Here is a 15,275-nt window from a genome sequence, read left to right on the forward strand (position 1 = left end):
GATCGCGGTCGCCTTCTTCCAGAAGGTCCACTCAGCGTTCATGACGCGCGGCCGCGCAGTTGGGAAGACCACGCACTCCACCAGCCCGGCGGCCTCGCAGGTGACATCGCGTGGGCTCGCCGGCTCTCCGGTTGAGCGCGCGCCGAATTCGAGCATGACACTCGGCGCCACATAGCCCGAGCCCGCCGTCGTCGCCTCGTACTCGATGAAAAGCTTCTCGCCGGCGGTGTGGATCGCCGCGGACAGGGGACCGCACGCCAAGGTTTCGGCGATGACCGGCTGAACGGCACCCGCTACCCATTCCGGCAGGCGCTTACGCAACTCGCTCGTCCAGCGCTTTTCTTCGCTCCGCGTCTTCGGCAGCGCTTCGCCGCAATCTCCGACAAGGTCGGGCGCGAGCTTGCGAATGTCGTAGGTCAGATCGACATCCTCGGAGAACCGCCGGATGACCCCGTAGGCCTTCGACAGCGAAGTGCCGCCTTTGAAGACCAAATGTTCGCCGAGCGGCGAGCCGTAGAGCGTCGCCAGCGCCCACACCACCCACGCATCCTTCTCGAGAAGGTGCGCCGGTCGGCCCGAGCGGTCTGCAGCGACGCTCAGTGCTTCCCGACGATCCTCGGCCGGAAGGAGGAGGAAGGTGTCAGCCATGCGCAACCTTCCCTATGCTGCGCGCAAGCCAGGTCGGAAGCTGGGGCGCCGCCGCCACCAGCTCGCTGAACGTGGCGGGCGGGAGCTTCCGCTTCAGGGTGCGCAGGGCGGCGTCGGCCTTTTCCGGTCCAAGCCAGGCAAGCGCCCGAACCGCCTGACCCGCTGGCCGATGCGGCATAGCGAGCTGCCATCGCGGGGCGTGGCGAAGCTCGACGATCTGTTTGCCGAGGCTCATCTTCCGGGAACGTCCGGACGTCAGATAGACCGACCTGACCGGTACCTGCGTCGTGAGGCCGAGGCTGTTGGCGGCGGCGGCTCCGCTCGAGACGATGACCTCGCCGCGCTGGGCGGCGATCGCCTCGACGGCCTGTTCCACCGATGGCGCTCGGGTCCCGAACCGACTCGTAACCGGCAGCAAGTAAACGCCGCGCCCAGCCCGAAGCAGTTTCCCCCTCCCGGCCAGGCGCGACAGGGCTTGGTCCACCGCCGCGCGATTGCCAAGGTGAAGCAAGCTCTTAGCCGCCACGGGCGTGCCCTCCGGCAGCCGCGTCGCATGCTCAATGATCTGTTCGGTCAGGCGCTGCATGGCGGTTCTCCTGTCAGAAAAATACGAGGTTTTCTGACAGTTTTCAACCTCGGGATGGACGCTCCGGCTAGATGAGTGGCGCGCCCTTATCGAGAAGACCGTCGAGAAAATCCTCCCGGGATGAAATGGACCCGGCCCGGGTGTCAGATCCGGGGACAGTTTACTTAATTCCGGTGTTCGCCCGAGAGAAGGATGAGAAGAAGTTGCCTAACACGCCCGCAAGCTTCGACGCCAAACTGCGGCATCCGCTCTCGCTCAAGCCGCGGTTTGGCGCGGGTTGTGGTTGACGTTAGCCCGCAGAGAGCGCGACAGCGCGATTCGGGAAGGTCCGCAAAGACTTACCGCTTGTTCAAATGAAATATCTTTGCGCCGTATGTACCCGGCCAGAATGCTCCTGAATTCGCTCCGCCAAAGAATCGGCGCGGCCCAGTCTGGATCTCGCTCCAGCAAGGCTTCCGCGGCGGCCGTGTGTTCGCCGGGCAAGTACAGGTACGCCATCACGTTGGAGTCAACAACGATCATGGCCGTCCTTCGCGCTTGCTCGCATCAATGTCGTCGGCTGGGAAGTTTTGCTTGCTCAACGCAGCCCGCAGCTCCCGGGCACGGGCCAGTCGCTCGCTAGGGGCCATCTTCGTCGGCATCAACACAGCCTCCAGGCACACAATCGCCTCGCTGTTCAGGCTCCGACGGTGCATCTCAGCGGCGGACTTCAGGCGCTCGTACACCGCATCGGGAATATTCTCCAATGTCAGAGTCGTGGGCATCTTGTTCACACCAAATGGCAACCAAGGTGGTTCCATTGTGCCGCATGCCCCCGATTGCCACTACGGACGCACAGGGGAGAATAAGCCATCATTGAGCTGACCCCGCGCAAAGGCACGACCTGTTTTCTCGTGCCTGGACACGCGCTCGATCATGCCGCGAAGTGACGTCCCGTCGCCGCAAACGCGCCGTCGTTTCTCCCCAACGGTTCTGATACGCATGCCGGACGCCGTTTAGGTTTCATCCCAGGGATTCTGCAGCAAGACCCCCGTGTTCTGGATATCCTTGGCGTTGCGCGTCATCAGATGCTGGCCATGGCGTAAGGCCGTGCCGGCAATGAGGCCATCCGCGGAGGCCAAGACAACACCCCGGCGCTGTGCCACCGCCGTGATTTCACCCCAAATCGCCGCCGTTTCCGGATCGACCGATAGGATCCGGTCGGTGTGGGCATGTTGCAGATTGGCGAACCAGGCCGATGAATCCTGTCTGCGGCGGCTATCGGGGAGCAAGGCAATGCCTTTGCCGATCTCGCCCAGTGTGATGACGCTGAGAAACAGATACTCATCGGGCAGGCGGTTGACCGCCGCGCGCACGGATTCCAGTGGCGCCGGTCGGTAGAGCTCGGACAATACGCAGGTATCGAGTAAAACCCGCATTACTCAAATTCCCGCATGGCACTTGGATCTCGCGCGACGTCGATCTCCGCCAAACTGTGCGGCGGGTTCAGGAGGGCATCCTTGAAACCCGGTTTCTTTCCTGATAAGCGCTCGTAGTCGTCCTTCGAAAGCAGCACCACCCAGTCGTTGCGACGCCGGATGGTCTGTGGTCCGCTGGAGAGGGCCTGGTTGACCAGTTCGGTGAAACGGTTCTTGGCATCGGTCAAACGCCATTCTTGCATCATCTGCCTCCGTTTCACCTAGACAATCTAAACCGCGTCCAGAGCGACATGCGTCATTTTCATTTTGTGTTTGGCTTCGGAGATGGCCTCGATCTCGGTGAGACGCGGTTTAGCTAAAAACTTTCATCAGTCACATGCTCAGGGCGTCGAGTATGCGCGTCAAGGCTTATCAGTCGAGGCGGCTGCTCCACCGGAGGCTTGGGAACGGTTCGAAAACAAGTAAAGCGACTCGACGAGAGAATTCCTGTGCCACGGTTGTCGTTCTCGATGTCGACAACGATAAGATTCGCGGCTCAACTTGTTTCTGACACGTTACTTCCCGTCGGTGCGATCAGTCCTCAAGCCTCGGGTCGCCGGATTCCGTATTTTCCCATCTTGTAACGCAGCACCCGTTCACTGACCCCGAGTATTTCGGCGGCTCGGGTCTGTATCCAGGCCGTTTGTTCCAAGGCGGACACGAGCATCTCGCGCTCCACGGCCTCGATGCGCTCCTGCAGCAGGCCGTGGTCGATCATCTCGGCACGTCGTACCTCGGGCGGCAGGTCGCCCGGTTTGATCAGGCCCCCCCGCGTCAAGGTCAGTGTGCGCTGAACGATGTGCTCGAGCTCGCGCACGTTGCCTGGATAGGCGTACTTGACCAGGACGTCCAGGGCCTCGTGCGACAGGCGTACGGGACGATCGGCGTAGCGTGCGACGAAATGCTCGATCAGCGCCGGGATGTCTTCGCGGCGCCGACGCAAGGGCGGCAGGTCGATCTCCAGCACGTTGAGACGAAAGAAGAGATCCTCGCGGAACCGCCCGTCCTCGACCATGACGCGCAGATCACGGTTCGACGCGGTGACGATGCGCACATCGGCCGACAGATCGCTTTCGCCGCCAACTCGGGTGAAGCGTCCCTCCTGCAGCGCGCGCAGCAGTTTTGACTGCAGGATCAGGGGCAGCTCGCCGACCTCGTCGAGGAACAGGGTACCGCCGTGCGCCAGCTCGAAACGCCCCCGGCGCTGTTTGGCCGCGCCGGTGAAGGCGCCTTTTTCGTGGCCGAACAGCTCGCTCTCGAAGAGGTTCTCGGGGATGGCTGCGCAGTTGACCTCGATGAAGGGTGCGTCGCGTCGCGCACCGAGCAAATGAATCAGTCGCGCGATCAACTCCTTGCCGGTTCCGGTCTCGCCGCCGATCAGGACGTTCCATGGGCTGCTCGCCACTCGGTGAACGACGGACAAGAGCTCCAGCATTGCGGGGCTCTTGCCGATCAATCGAAGCGGCAGACCGGGATTCTCCTCGAGCGCTTCCTCCACCGCAGCGACCTCTTCATCGACCGCAAGCGTGTCCTCGACGCGCTGAATCTTATCGAGCAGGCTCGGCAGGTCCAGCGGCTTTTCGAGGAAATCGTCGGCCCCGAGTTTCATCACGGTCACAGCGGTATCGACCGCGCCGTAGCCGGTGATCATGAAGGCGCGAATCAGCGGATTCAGCGCCTTCATTTCAGCCAGTGCCAGATCACCGCTCAGCTTCGGCATGCGTTGGTCCAGCAGCACCAAGTGCACCGGCTCAGCACGCACGATCGCCACGGCTTGCGCACCGTCGGCGGCACAGAGGATGCGGTGACCCTGCCGTTCGAGGAAGCCTTGCAGCAGTTCGCGCTGCATCGGGTCGTCGTCGGCGATCAGGATGTTCATCGGCGGCACTCGATCGTCGTCAATCGGAAGGTGGATATCGGGGCTATGCCGTCTCAGTCCGGCAGTAAGACTTCCACGCGCAATCGGCCGGGGCTCGGGGAATCCACCAGCAAGTCACCGCCGTGGGCCTGGATGATGCGCAAGGAGATGGCGAGGCCCAAGCCCGTGCCGTCGGTCTTGGTGGTGAACCAGGGTTCCAGCATACGCGGCAGGGCCTCGGGAGCGAGCTGCAGACCGTCGTTGGTCATGGTCAACCGCGCCCCCTCGTTGCGCGACGACAGATCGATCTCGAATCGGCCTCCCACCGGCACGGCATCCAGGGCGTTGCGCAGCAGGTTGTCGAGCACCTGCCGAAGCAGGTCCGGGTCGCCGCGGACCTTGGTGGAGCGCGCCAAATGTTCGGTCAGACGCACATCCAGATCCCCGATGCGCTGCCGGTAGAGACTCAGTTGCTCGCTGACCAGTTGGTCGAGCCGCACGGGCTCTCGACGCGGTCGATAGGCTCGCGCATAGTCGAGCAAGCCCCCGACCGTGTCGTTGGTGCGTCGCAACGCCTCCATGACGACGCTCAACAGCCGCTTTTGCCCCTGATCGAGCCCGTCAGCCTCCATCTGCAGGCGTTGCAGCCCCATCGCCATGGCGTTCAGCGGGTTGCGGATCTCATGGGCGATGCCGGCGGCGGCACGCCCCAGACCGGCCTCCTCGCGTTGTTGGGACAACTGCCGTTCGTAGGCTCGAAGTTGACGATCGTGCGCCTGTTGGTGCCTGTAGAGCAACCAGGTCCCGAGTCCGCCGGTCACGACCAACACCAGCACGAAGCCGGCAAACTCGAGCCATATCCGGCGGCGCTGCGCAACTAGGCGGTCGGCATCCATGAGGAGCACCAGCTCGCCTCCGTCGACGGGTGTCAGCGCCTCGGCCACCAGCCGTCCATCGGCTTGGCGGCGGATGCTTACCGACGGGGTTCCCGCTCCGCCCGCTCGGGGGAGTGCCGCGTTCGGCTTGCCCTCCATCCTGACCGCCAGCACGCCGGGCAGGGTTGCCAGGTTCTCCAATGCGCGGGGAAGACCGACGGCGGCTTTCAGTCGGTCGAGACTGCGGCTGTCCACGCCCACGAGGACACATCCGTCGATTCCGGCCCGCGGGACACCCAACACCAGGGTTTGGGTGTCGGAGACGGGGATCAGCCGTTGTAGGATCCCGCATCCGGGCCAGACCTCGTCGCGCACGCCGGGCGATCCCTGAATATTGCGATCCGGCCCGATCACCCTGATCATGGACAGGCCCGCTTGCGCGGCGAAGGCGCTCAGCTCGTCCTCGGTGAAGGGCTCGATGCCATCGAGATAGTCGACGAAACGTGCGGAGCTGCCGAGCAGGACGGTCAAGATGGAATCGATGGCGTCCTGCGCCAACACGGCGCCGCGGGCCTGCAGCGCCACCGCATCCGAAAGCAGCCGCGCATGCTCCTCCATATCGGCGACGAAACCCTGCTGGGTCTGTCGCGCCTGGATGAAGAACCAGCCGGCGGCCATGACGACCAGAAGCCCGAACACCAAGAGGTGGCCGATCCAGGATGGCGGCAGTCGGCGGGCTGCAGCCTCACCGACCATGCTGACCGCCACCGCCACTGCCTGCGCCGTGTCCTCGGCCAAAAGGACCCTGTCCGGCGCCGCGGCCGATGCGCGATCGCACGCCGGTGCGGTCACCGTCGAGGGCGCCGACACGGGCACCGGCCTGCGGTGCAAGGCGCCAACCCGGGCCGCCGGCGCCGACATCCGGATCGGACCAGAGCCGCACCCGCGCGCCAGCGGAGAGGTCGCCCGTGGCCTTGCCCGGCTCGACCGGCAACCGCAAGGGCTGCGCACCGACGGCTTCGGGCTGAATCAGGACCGAGTCTTTGTCCACCGAGACGACACGACCGATCAGCGGCGTCTCCGCGAGCGTCGGTGCGACAACCAGGAACGCGCCGGCAGCCAACAGCATCGAGCGCCAACGAATTCCATCACCAGCGTTGTCGATCAGAAATGCCATACCAGCCCACAACGGGTCACCGTCTGTTGAAATGCCTTGACCTCAAGGTCCGACTGGTTCTCGATCCAACGTAACTCGCAGAGAAACTCGCCGGGACCCGCACTCCATTGCAGCGATGCGCCGAGCGCATACCCCGTGTCTTGCCGTCTAAACCCGCTCCCGGTGCGTTCATAGTCGGTCCGATACCGACCTGCGCCGATCCGAGCCTGCCACCCCGGCACCGGCATGACCCTCAAGGACAGGTCGAACGAGCAGGCGTCGTATCCATCCGGGTCGATGGACGAGCGATTGCGGGCGCAGCTCAGGGCGAGCGCGCCGGACGCGTCCCCCGATAGATGCCAGAGACCCTCCAGCCCGAGGGTTGCGAGCCAGTCCTCGCGATGCTTGACCCCGCCGCGCCATTCCGACGGCGTGACCGAATGCGCACCGCCTGAGGTGCCGGCCCGAGAATGCCCGGTCCGACCGGGGCCGGGTCGCCCCTCCCAGGGATAGGCAGGGTCAAGGTAATCGAGCCAACGCAGCTCGCTGAAGGACATCAGATCCAGGCGCGGCGTCAGGATGCGGTCGAATCGGGCACGCACGGCCACCTCGTTTCGCGAGTCCGTCGGGATGATTTCGTCCCGATACAGAACCGCCTCAGTCGATACGGCGAGCGTTCCGGAGATGCGCTCGAGCCTCGTCTGCCAGATCCCCGTCGCCGCAACCCGCCCGATGTCGTCGGGGCCTTCGTAGTCTTGGTACCAGGCATCGAGGCGCCAATCCAGTCCGCTCACCCTCTGGTTTATTGGGCCGGCAAGGTTCAGGACGACGTCGGCGAAAAACAGACCCGGGCCGTCGCGGCTCTGTGCCGGGTTGCTGTCGTAGCCGGAGCCGATGGCGGCATCGATCAGTACGGATGATGGCGGCTGCGCCTCGGCCGTGCCTGCGGTGCACATCCAGCCCGCCAAGACCCACGCGGCGGCCGCACCCGACGGTCGGCATGGTCGGCGGCATCGCGACATTCCGTGGCGGCTCCCCAAGCGCACCCTAAACGTGCCGCCGGATTCCCGTCGGGTACCCCACGGGTGCTCCCCTATGGGTGAGTATGCAAGTTTTCATCCAACGACCATTGGCTCCGGTTGCTCAATCGGTTGGGTGCGGCGCGGGCTGTTCGGCATCCGACATCCGTCGGCGGATTCGACGGAATTGTCGAGCCGTTCAACTGCCGGATCTAGGTTGAAGCCTCATTCACCCGCCGGCAGCCTGACCTCGGCGCACAAGCCGCCGAGCGCGGAGGAGCGATGAAAGGCGATCCGCCCCCGATAGCCCTCGACGATTTCCTTGGCGATCGCTAGTCCGAGTCCGTGACCGCTGATCTCCTCGTCGAGTCGAACCCCTCGGCCGGTGATGTCGGCGATCTCGGTATCGGAACAGCCTGGTCCATCGTCCTCGACCTTGAAGACCAGGGCCCCGGCTTCGGCGGCGACGTTGCAGAGCACCCGCGTGCTTGCCCATTTGCAGGCATTGTCGAGCAGGTTGCCGAGCAGCTCCAGCATATCCTCCCGGTCGAGATCGAGCGGGCCGGACGTACGGATGTCGAGCTGGATGTCCAGGACCTTCGGGGCATGGATGCGGCCGAGAAGTCGAGCGAGGGTCGGCAGCTCCTCGTCGGGGTCGAAGCGCAGTCCGGCCGCCCCGGCACCCGCGAGGCGCGCGCGTTTGAGTTGGCGCTCGGCGAGACGGCGCAGCCGCTCGACCTGCTCGATCAGTGCCTCGCGGGTTTTCGGATCGATCGACAGCGCCGGGTCGAGAAGCTGTTGTCGCAACAGACCGAGCGGACCCTTGATCGCGTGCGACAGGTTGCCTGCGGCGGTGCGTGAGCGCTCCAAGCGCTGGGTGAAGAGCAGGAGCAGCCGGTTGAGCTTGTGCACCAGGGGGAGGATCTCGCTCGGGACCTGCTCGGTCAGAGTGACTGTTTGGCCGGACTCCAGACGTCCGATGTCGCGGTAGATAGGAATCAGGGTCGCGAAGGCCCGTCGCACGACGAAACGCTGCACCAGCAGCATCAGGATCAGCCCGCCGACGGCCATCGCGGCGAACAGCCGCTCGTAGTACACCAAGGCATGATCGAGCGGCGTGACATCCTCTGCAACGGCAAGCGAGAAGTCGCCTCCCTCCAACCGGTAGCCGCTACCCAGCACCAGCAGGCGCTGCCGGTCCGGGCCGATGGCGCGCCAGTGTTGCGACATGCCCGGGCCGAGCGGAAGGCCGGCGAGATCCTGATCCCAAAGCGAACGCGACCGGATGCGTTGTCCGTCGCTTGCCTCGATGACGAAATAGTGACCGGAATAGGGCTGGTGATAGACCGGGGTGAGTCGCTGCTGACCGAGGTCCAGTTGCCCGGCACCGTTCCGGGACAAGGCGCCGACCAGCGCCTCGGCATCGTGCTCGAGTCGCGAAAGCACAAAGGCGTCGGCAGTGCGGTGCAGGGCCGCGTGACCGACCCACCAGACCGCCCCGATCAGGACCACCAAGCTGACGGCCAAGCCGAGCTGTAGACGACCCTCCAGCGATCTCATCGACGTGGGAAGAGGTAGCCTTGACCCCGCAGGGTTTGGATCCGGTCCTTACCGATCTTCTCGCGCAGACGCCGCACATAGACCTCGATCAGATTACTGCCCCGGTCGGCTTCCAGATCGTAGACGTGATCCATGATCTGGGGTTTGGAGAGGATCCGGTCGGGATTGAGCATCAGGTAGCGCAGGAGCCTGAATTCGGTGCCGGTCAGCTCCCGGGCGTTGCCGTCGGCAAGGACGACCCGCTGTAGGTCTTCGTCGAGACGCAGTCCGCCGACCTCCAGGCCGCGGCGCAGATTGCCCGCGGCGCGTCGTGTCAAGGCATTGATGCGCGCGATCAGCTCTTCCATGTGAAAGGGCTTGCCGAGATAGTCGTCGGCCCCGGCCTTGAGTCCGTCGACGCGCTCGTGCCAGGCATCACGCGCGGTCAGCACCAGGACAGGTGTCGTCACACCGCGCCCGCGCCAGTTGCGCAGCACCGTTAATCCGGGTCGCCCGGGGAGTCCGAGATCGAGAACGATGGCGTCGTAGGGTTCGCCGGCGCCGAGCGTTTCGCCCGAGACGCCGTCGGCGGCATGATCGAGAACAAAGCCGGAGGATTTGAGCGCCTTTTGCAGCTCGGCCGCGAGGGGCAGGTCATCCTCAACCAGCAGAAGTCGCATTAAATCGCGTCCCGAGCGATAAGCGGCGTCTGCCTAGCTCCCCAACTCCGGAGCAGCAGGAGATTCTTGGAGTCGACGCGATTTAAGATAATAAAATTCAATATCCTGAACCGCGTCTGCTGCGGCGTCTGTTGGTGACCGAAAGATTGCAAAAGGATACAGGAGCGCATGTCGTTCCGGACGCGGTTCAGCAAGGCTCACTTCTCCTTCCGCTTGATCACCTCGCCGGTCGCGGCATCCAGATAGAGCTTGTGGACGGTCCCGTCGGCGGCCAGGATCTTGACCTCGTAGAGATAGCCGCCGTCCTCGCGCTCGAGCTCGGCCTCGACGAGCTGGCCGGGCTGTACGGTCTGGGCGCTGGCCATCACCTCGCCCATCGGCAGGATCTGCCCGGCCTCGCGCAGTTGCTTGATCTCGTCGTGGTCGAGCCGATCACCGGCGATGGCACCGCCCGTGACCGACAGGAGTCCAACCGAGACGGCGATTGCCGTCAGCCGTGGTTTCTGCATGCGCCTGGTCCCCTTGGTTTGGATGAGTAGCCTCTGTGGCTCGTCTTCCCTTTGAGGCAAAGCAAGCCGACTCGGTCGAGGGCGATCCATGTGTGTCGCCTTCGACCCGAATTCAGTCTCGTTCCCGAAACTGAATTGGCGCTGAACTGGAGTTCGAATCCTGAGCGGAGGTGAGCGTGGGTGGGTTGTGTGTCAGCGTCTCGGCTTCCTCGGTTACCGGTTCACCGTCTCCGCGATGAGTACCTCCGCGGGAATGCCGAGGTGCCGGTGCAGCCTGCGAATCATGGGCAGCGTCAACGGCCGTTTGCGATTGAGGATTTCGTAGACCCGGTTGCTCTTGCCGATGAGGGGTTCCAGGTCTTTGACGGACAGGCCACCCTGCTCCATCCGAAACTTGATGGCTTCGACCGGGTCGGGAGGATCGATGGGGGCGTGCTTGGCTTCGTATGTCTGAACGAGCGTTGCCAAGATGTCCAGTCGATCGCCCTCGGGAGTGCCCCAATCCGGATCAGCCTCCATGAGAGCCGAGATTTCGTCGAGGGTGGCTTTGTAATCGGCTTCGGTGTGAATCGGGCGGATGTCCATGGTGTGCTCTAGGTCGATGAGATGCTGTCAATTGTTTCCGCGTCCACGGCATCGTATTCCTTCACCCGAACAGAATGGCGCGGCCTGTTAAAAATCAAGCGACGCCCGCGCCCACAGCTGCCGTCCAGGCTCGTTGACCTGCACCGGACCCGGGTTGAAGGGATCGACGTTCGCGCGGTTCACGGCATAGGCGTAGGCGCGATCGAAGAGGTTGTCCACGCCGAGACTGAGCGTCGCGAACTTGGAGATCCGTGCCTGACCATAGAGGTCGAGGATCCACCAGCCGGGCGTCGGGCCGACATCCAGACCGCTTCCGGTGAGCGGGTCGTCGTCCACGCGGTCCTGGGTGTCGTTCCAGTTCAGCCTGGTGCCGACGGACCAGCGTTCGGCGAGATAGTCGAGGCTGACGGTGCCGCCGAGCGGCGGGGTTTGGGCGATGGGTGTGGAATCGGTGCGATTCTGTGCATAGATATAGGCGAACGAGGCGCCGGCTCGCCAGTGCCGGGCAAACTCGATCGAGCCGGTCCATTCACCGCCGGTGAGCTCGGCGTCGATATTCCGATAGATGAAGGTCCCGTCGGCCAGCAAGATCCCCGGCTGGCCATGGGCGCGATCCCGCAGGATGAAATCGTCGACCCGATCGTAAAAGAGGTCGAGCTGGGTGTTCCAGTGCGTGGCGACCTTGGCCAGCGTCACGCCGATCTGATGATGTGCCTCGGGATCCAGGCCGGGGTTACCGACCCAGCGTTGATTGTTCGCGATCATCGACGGTGCGGCGTTTGAGGCAATGTAGCGTTCGGTGGCATCGGCCGAGCGCAGGGTGCGGCTGACCCCGACGGAAAAGGAGAGGCCGTCGTTTAGGTTGTGCGCGTAGGTCTGGATTCCGCCCAGATTGTCTTCGTCCGTGTCCTCGGCGCCGACACCATAGTAGGACCGATACAACTGCTCGGCGGAACGCACCCAGGCCGGTCCGACCGGCACTAGCGCGGCTCGCGACTGCGAGACGCTGGCCTCGGTGCGGTCGTAGCGCAGCCCGGCGGTGAGTCGGGATTGCTCGGTCAAAGGGTGTTCAATCTCGACGAAGAGGCCGAGGTCTGAATTCACCACGTCGGGCCAGAGATACGAGTTGGGGACATCGACCGCCGCGGAGCGGTAGTTCCAAAAGCGAGTGGCGTCGCGATCGACCTGGAGATAGTCGGTCCCGAGTGTCCAATTCATGCCCATCGCTTCCAGATCGGCGGTCAAGCGCCCGCCTGCGGTATCGGCGGTGCTGGGGGCGCGCATCTTGAACATCGACGTCAGTGGCCGGAGGCTGTAGTTGTCCATCAGATGATCGACCGAGACGCTGTAGAGCTCCGCCTTCACCGCGGCGAAGGGACCGATCGGGGTGTCCTGACCCAGGCGCAGACGCCACTGGTCGCTGTCGCTGTAGATGCCGTCCATGCCGGCGCCGGCGTAGAGGACATCCCAGTCGTGGGTATGGTCGTAGCTCAGAACGGCACGGGTATCGTCGTTCGGGGTGAGGCCGAGCGCAAGACCGGCGCCTTCGGTGTTGTAGGCACTGCGCACCGGGTTGCCGTTGCCGTCGTCGTAATTGTTCGCGGTCTGATACTGGCCGGTGGCGCGGGCAAAGCCCTCGGGGATGCCGACCGTCACGTCCGCGCCCAGGTTACCTGTGTGCGAGTTGTCGGTGATGCCGCCGGTGAAGCGTGCGCGGAAGACCTCGCCGGGATCGAAACGGGGGGTGTCGCGTTCGAACAGAACGGTGCCGCCGCTCCCGCCCCCGCCGTAACGGACCGTCTGCGAGCCCTTGATGACGGTGACCGAGTCGTAGTTATCCAGATCCACATAGACCGTCGGCGGGTCCATGCGGTTGGGGCAGCCGCCGAAGGCGTAGGCGCCGTCGATCAGGATATTGAGCTGCCCGGCGGTCTGGCCGCGGATGATGGGGTCGATGCCGAGACCGCCCATCCGGGAGCCGCTCACGCCGGGGACGGAGCGCAGGAGGTCGCCGCCGTCCGCCGGCAGGCCGGGTGTGACCTCGACGATGGGTGCGACGAAGGTCGCGGGCGGGAGAGCGTCCAGGCGATCCGCGGTCACCTCCAGCTCGGGCAAGACCACGCCGCCTTCATCCGGGGTTTGCGCGGTCGCCGTGTCGACCCAGAGCGCGATCGAGAGTCCCGCCGCAATGGCGATCAGGATGCCGGTCCCGGCGGCGATCTCGTTGCCGAGCGGGATATCGCTGGGTGCCCCTATCGATGTCTTGCGCTCGGCCTTGAGCGTCGCCCGGCTCGTCCCTCGGTTCGGGCGTCTGCGACCACAAGACCTTATTTTTATTGTGCTCATTGGATGTGCCTCCGCGCGTCTCGTCTGCTTGATCGAGTTGCCGATGAGCCTATCCAAGTTTTTCGTCCGGTCGCCGGGATTTGAGGTTTTACTGATCGGAGACAGAGAAGAGTAGGTGATATCGCCGAGCGTGTGCCCGATATCCCGCAGGGTCGCGTCGGACCGCCGAATGAGGTTGCTCGGGATCTTAAACCGCGCCGATTCAAACGCTCGTCAATTCTGACGGGTCCGATCCCATCCACAAACCTTGCATACCGTTCCGGGCGCGGTTTAACCAGGCACGCTCTCTTCGCCGAGGCTGACCGGATCCTGATGGATGGTGATGTCCGAGTCTGGATGCATCTCGCGAATGCGCGCCTCGACATCGAGGGCGACCTGATGGGCGGCTAGCAACGGCATGGTGTCGTCGAGCGCTAGATGCAGTTGAATGATCAGGGATTGTCCGGATCGGCGTGTCCGCAAACCATGCACCCCAAGCACGCCGGGAACCGAAGCCGCAAGGTCCAGGACTTGGCGGCGTGCCTCATCGGGAAGCTCGCGGTCCATCAGGAGCTGGACGGCATCGAAGCCGATCCGCAAGGCGCTGTAGAGGATGTAGGCCCCGATGGCCAGACCGAACAGCGGGTCGAATCCGGACCAGCCGGCGGAGGCGAGCAGCAAGGCGACAACGGTCGCGGCATTGGTGGCGAGGTCCGTCGCGTAATGCAGGGCGTCCGCGCGAATTGCCGCCGACCCGGTGCGGCGGATCACGTGACGTTGGAACGCCAGGAGTGCCAACGTGACCAGGATCGCGAACCCGATCACGAGCAGGCCGACTCCGGCTTCCGCGACGGGTTGCGGATGCAGCAGACGGTCGACCGCCTGCACACCGAGGAACACGGCCGAGGCGGCAATCAAGGTCGCCTGTCCGAGCGCGGCAAGGGCTTCGGCCTTGCCATGGCCGTAGCGGTGCTCGGCATCCGGCGGCATCAATGACCAATGAACCGCCAGCAGGTTCACCAGCGAGGCGCCGGCGTCCATCGCCGAGTCCACCAACGAGGCGAGCACGCTGACCGATCCCGTGACCAACCAGGCCCCGAGCTTGGCCAGGATCAGCACGCAGGCCGTGGCGACCGATGCATAGGTGGCCAGACGCAGCAGTCGGTCGTTCGACGCGGCGGATCCGGAGGATCTGGTGGACTCGGGCGTGCTTGGGCTCAGTGCAGTGCTCCTTGTTCGGGTGAATAGAGCCGCCAGCTTCCAGCCATCAGCGTTCGGCCTTCGATGTCCGGGGTTGGATCCGGGCGGGTTATTGCGCCCGCCAGGGAATGACGTCCACGCCGGCCAACTGCGACTCGAGGCTGGGGGCCGGAGGCTGGTGGCTCTCTCAAGAAACGCCCCGCCTCCCTACTCCTCGAACACCAGCGCGATCGGCTTCTGCATGAAGGCGTGCCTGACTTGGGCATTGTCGAACACCGAGACGGCGAATGGGTAGGCCGCCGTCAGATCCTCGAATTGCACGTCGGTTTGGCTGCCCGTGACCAGCTTTCGCCGCATCTCCATGGTCCAAGCCCCGTCGCTCCAAGCCAACCCGAGCGCGATATCGCCGCGGTCGCCCTCGAAGGGGGCGATCATGATGGAGGCGACCTCGTCGCCGGGCTCGAATCGACTATCGTCGAATGGCACCTTATCGTCAGCCATGACCCAATAGGCGCCGCCCTTGTTGGCCGCCTTGCCGTCGGCGGCCATGAACTCGGGTATTCCCTCGACGAGCTCGATGTCGGCATAGCCTCCGCCCGTCTTGGCATCGGATTGTCGCCCGGCGTTCTTCGCGGTGTCCGGATCGAAGCGGGTGTGGTCCAGCCACTGGTCGTCAACCTGTCCGACCGGCCCGGTACGCACGGTCTTGATGTGCCACATATCCCCGCGCTCGCCTTCGTTCTCGGTGTACTTGTTGCCGTATGGCTTGGGCGGCTCGTCGTCGTGACAGGCGGCGAAGCAGCCGTCGGCCTCGAAATCAGCGATGGAGTTGTCGATC

General features: G+C 64.3%; 17 protein-coding genes. All 17 read right to left on the reverse strand.

What is annotated here, in order from left to right; genetic code table 11:
- Positions 1–648: nucleotidyl transferase AbiEii/AbiGii toxin family protein (locus tag GPT33_RS11275; protein WP_296808835.1), on the reverse strand; the 648-nt coding region annotated here is incomplete at its 3' end.
- Positions 641–1,234 (reverse strand): DUF6088 family protein, encoded by a 594-nt coding sequence (locus GPT33_RS11280; protein WP_296808840.1) that lies wholly within the window; start codon positions 1,232–1,234, stop codon positions 641–643. The genes GPT33_RS11280 and GPT33_RS11275, both read right to left, overlap by 8 nt.
- Before the next feature lie 255 nt (positions 1,235–1,489).
- On the reverse strand, positions 1,490–1,756 hold the full coding sequence (locus tag GPT33_RS11285; protein WP_296808844.1) for a type II toxin-antitoxin system VapC family toxin: 267 nt from the start codon (positions 1,754–1,756) through the stop codon (positions 1,490–1,492).
- Positions 1,753–1,998 carry an Arc family DNA-binding protein gene (locus tag GPT33_RS11290; RefSeq protein ID WP_296808849.1) on the reverse strand — a complete coding sequence of 82 codons (246 nt, stop codon included), beginning with the start codon at positions 1,996–1,998 and terminating at the stop codon, positions 1,753–1,755. The genes GPT33_RS11285 and GPT33_RS11290 overlap by 4 nt, the downstream gene beginning before the upstream one ends.
- A 231-nt stretch (positions 1,999–2,229) precedes the next feature.
- Complete coding sequence (locus tag GPT33_RS11295; protein ID WP_296808852.1) at positions 2,230–2,652, reverse strand: type II toxin-antitoxin system VapC family toxin; 423 nt, start codon at positions 2,650–2,652, stop codon at positions 2,230–2,232.
- Positions 2,652–2,897 carry a type II toxin-antitoxin system prevent-host-death family antitoxin gene (locus GPT33_RS11300; protein ID WP_363929287.1) on the reverse strand — a complete coding sequence of 82 codons (246 nt, stop codon included), beginning with the start codon at positions 2,895–2,897 and terminating at the stop codon, positions 2,652–2,654. Before GPT33_RS11300 ends, GPT33_RS11295 begins: the two co-directional genes overlap by 1 nt.
- Positions 2,898–3,232: 335 nt before the next feature.
- Positions 3,233–4,570, reverse strand: a complete 1,338-nt coding sequence (locus GPT33_RS11305) for a sigma-54 dependent transcriptional regulator (protein WP_296808856.1) — start codon at positions 4,568–4,570, stop codon at positions 3,233–3,235.
- A gap of 53 nt (positions 4,571–4,623) precedes the next feature.
- Positions 4,624–6,222 (reverse strand): ATP-binding protein, encoded by a 1,599-nt coding sequence (locus GPT33_RS11310; protein WP_296808859.1) that lies wholly within the window; start codon positions 6,220–6,222, stop codon positions 4,624–4,626.
- Positions 6,170–6,601 carry a hypothetical protein gene (locus tag GPT33_RS11315; RefSeq protein WP_296808863.1) on the reverse strand — a complete coding sequence of 144 codons (432 nt, stop codon included), beginning with the start codon at positions 6,599–6,601 and terminating at the stop codon, positions 6,170–6,172. Before GPT33_RS11315 ends, GPT33_RS11310 begins: the two co-directional genes overlap by 53 nt.
- Positions 6,589–7,536 (reverse strand): hypothetical protein, encoded by a 948-nt coding sequence (locus GPT33_RS11320; RefSeq protein WP_296808866.1) that lies wholly within the window; start codon positions 7,534–7,536, stop codon positions 6,589–6,591. The genes GPT33_RS11315 and GPT33_RS11320 overlap by 13 nt, the downstream gene beginning before the upstream one ends.
- A gap of 288 nt (positions 7,537–7,824) precedes the next feature.
- Positions 7,825–9,159 carry a sensor histidine kinase gene (locus GPT33_RS11325; protein ID WP_296808869.1) on the reverse strand — a complete coding sequence of 445 codons (1,335 nt, stop codon included), beginning with the start codon at positions 9,157–9,159 and terminating at the stop codon, positions 7,825–7,827.
- Positions 9,156–9,818, reverse strand: a complete 663-nt coding sequence (locus GPT33_RS11330) for a response regulator transcription factor (protein ID WP_296808871.1) — start codon at positions 9,816–9,818, stop codon at positions 9,156–9,158. The genes GPT33_RS11325 and GPT33_RS11330 overlap by 4 nt, the downstream gene beginning before the upstream one ends.
- Positions 9,819–10,015: 197 nt before the next feature.
- Positions 10,016–10,327 carry a PepSY domain-containing protein gene (locus GPT33_RS11335; RefSeq protein ID WP_296808874.1) on the reverse strand — a complete coding sequence of 104 codons (312 nt, stop codon included), beginning with the start codon at positions 10,325–10,327 and terminating at the stop codon, positions 10,016–10,018.
- Positions 10,328–10,540: 213 nt separating this feature from the next.
- Positions 10,541–10,912, reverse strand: a complete 372-nt coding sequence (locus tag GPT33_RS11340) for a transcriptional regulator (protein ID WP_296808878.1) — start codon at positions 10,910–10,912, stop codon at positions 10,541–10,543.
- Between the two features lie 87 nt (positions 10,913–10,999).
- Entirely contained in the window at positions 11,000–13,258 is a 2,259-nt protein-coding gene (locus GPT33_RS11345) for a TonB-dependent copper receptor (protein WP_296808881.1), read from the reverse strand.
- A gap of 270 nt (positions 13,259–13,528) precedes the next feature.
- Positions 13,529–14,494 carry a cation diffusion facilitator family transporter gene (locus tag GPT33_RS11350; protein WP_363929290.1) on the reverse strand — a complete coding sequence of 322 codons (966 nt, stop codon included), beginning with the start codon at positions 14,492–14,494 and terminating at the stop codon, positions 13,529–13,531.
- 150 nt (positions 14,495–14,644) lie between these two features.
- A partial coding sequence (locus GPT33_RS11355) for an ethylbenzene dehydrogenase-related protein (RefSeq protein ID WP_296808884.1) occupies positions 14,645–15,275 on the reverse strand: 631 nt, incomplete at its 5' end.

Source organism: Thiocapsa sp. (assembly GCF_011390875.1).
Lineage (GTDB): Bacteria > Pseudomonadota > Gammaproteobacteria > Chromatiales > Chromatiaceae > Thiocapsa.

Bases quoted from the DNA above. Each gene is read 5' to 3' on its own strand.
- GPT33_RS11280 (WP_296808840.1), bottom strand. From the start codon at position 1,234: ATGCAGCGCCTGACCGAACAGATCATTGAGCATGCGACGCGGCTGCCG.
- GPT33_RS11285 (WP_296808844.1), bottom strand. From the start codon at position 1,756: ATGATCGTTGTTGACTCCAACGTGATGGCGTACCTGTACTTGCCCGGC.
- GPT33_RS11290 (WP_296808849.1), bottom strand. From the start codon at position 1,998: ATGCCCACGACTCTGACATTGGAGAATATTCCCGATGCGGTGTACGAG.
- GPT33_RS11295 (WP_296808852.1), bottom strand. From the start codon at position 2,652: ATGCGGGTTTTACTCGATACCTGCGTATTGTCCGAGCTCTACCGACCG.
- GPT33_RS11300 (WP_363929287.1), bottom strand. From the start codon at position 2,897: ATGATGCAAGAATGGCGTTTGACCGATGCCAAGAACCGTTTCACCGAA.
- GPT33_RS11305 (WP_296808856.1), bottom strand. From the start codon at position 4,570: ATGAACATCCTGATCGCCGACGACGACCCGATGCAGCGCGAACTGCTG.
- GPT33_RS11315 (WP_296808863.1), bottom strand. From the start codon at position 6,601: ATGGCATTTCTGATCGACAACGCTGGTGATGGAATTCGTTGGCGCTCG.
- GPT33_RS11320 (WP_296808866.1), bottom strand. From the start codon at position 7,536: ATGTGCACCGCAGGCACGGCCGAGGCGCAGCCGCCATCATCCGTACTG.
- GPT33_RS11325 (WP_296808869.1), bottom strand. From the start codon at position 9,159: ATGAGATCGCTGGAGGGTCGTCTACAGCTCGGCTTGGCCGTCAGCTTG.
- GPT33_RS11330 (WP_296808871.1), bottom strand. From the start codon at position 9,818: ATGCGACTTCTGCTGGTTGAGGATGACCTGCCCCTCGCGGCCGAGCTG.
- GPT33_RS11335 (WP_296808874.1), bottom strand. From the start codon at position 10,327: ATGCAGAAACCACGGCTGACGGCAATCGCCGTCTCGGTTGGACTCCTG.
- GPT33_RS11340 (WP_296808878.1), bottom strand. From the start codon at position 10,912: ATGGACATCCGCCCGATTCACACCGAAGCCGATTACAAAGCCACCCTC.
- GPT33_RS11345 (WP_296808881.1), bottom strand. From the start codon at position 13,258: ATGAGCACAATAAAAATAAGGTCTTGTGGTCGCAGACGCCCGAACCGA.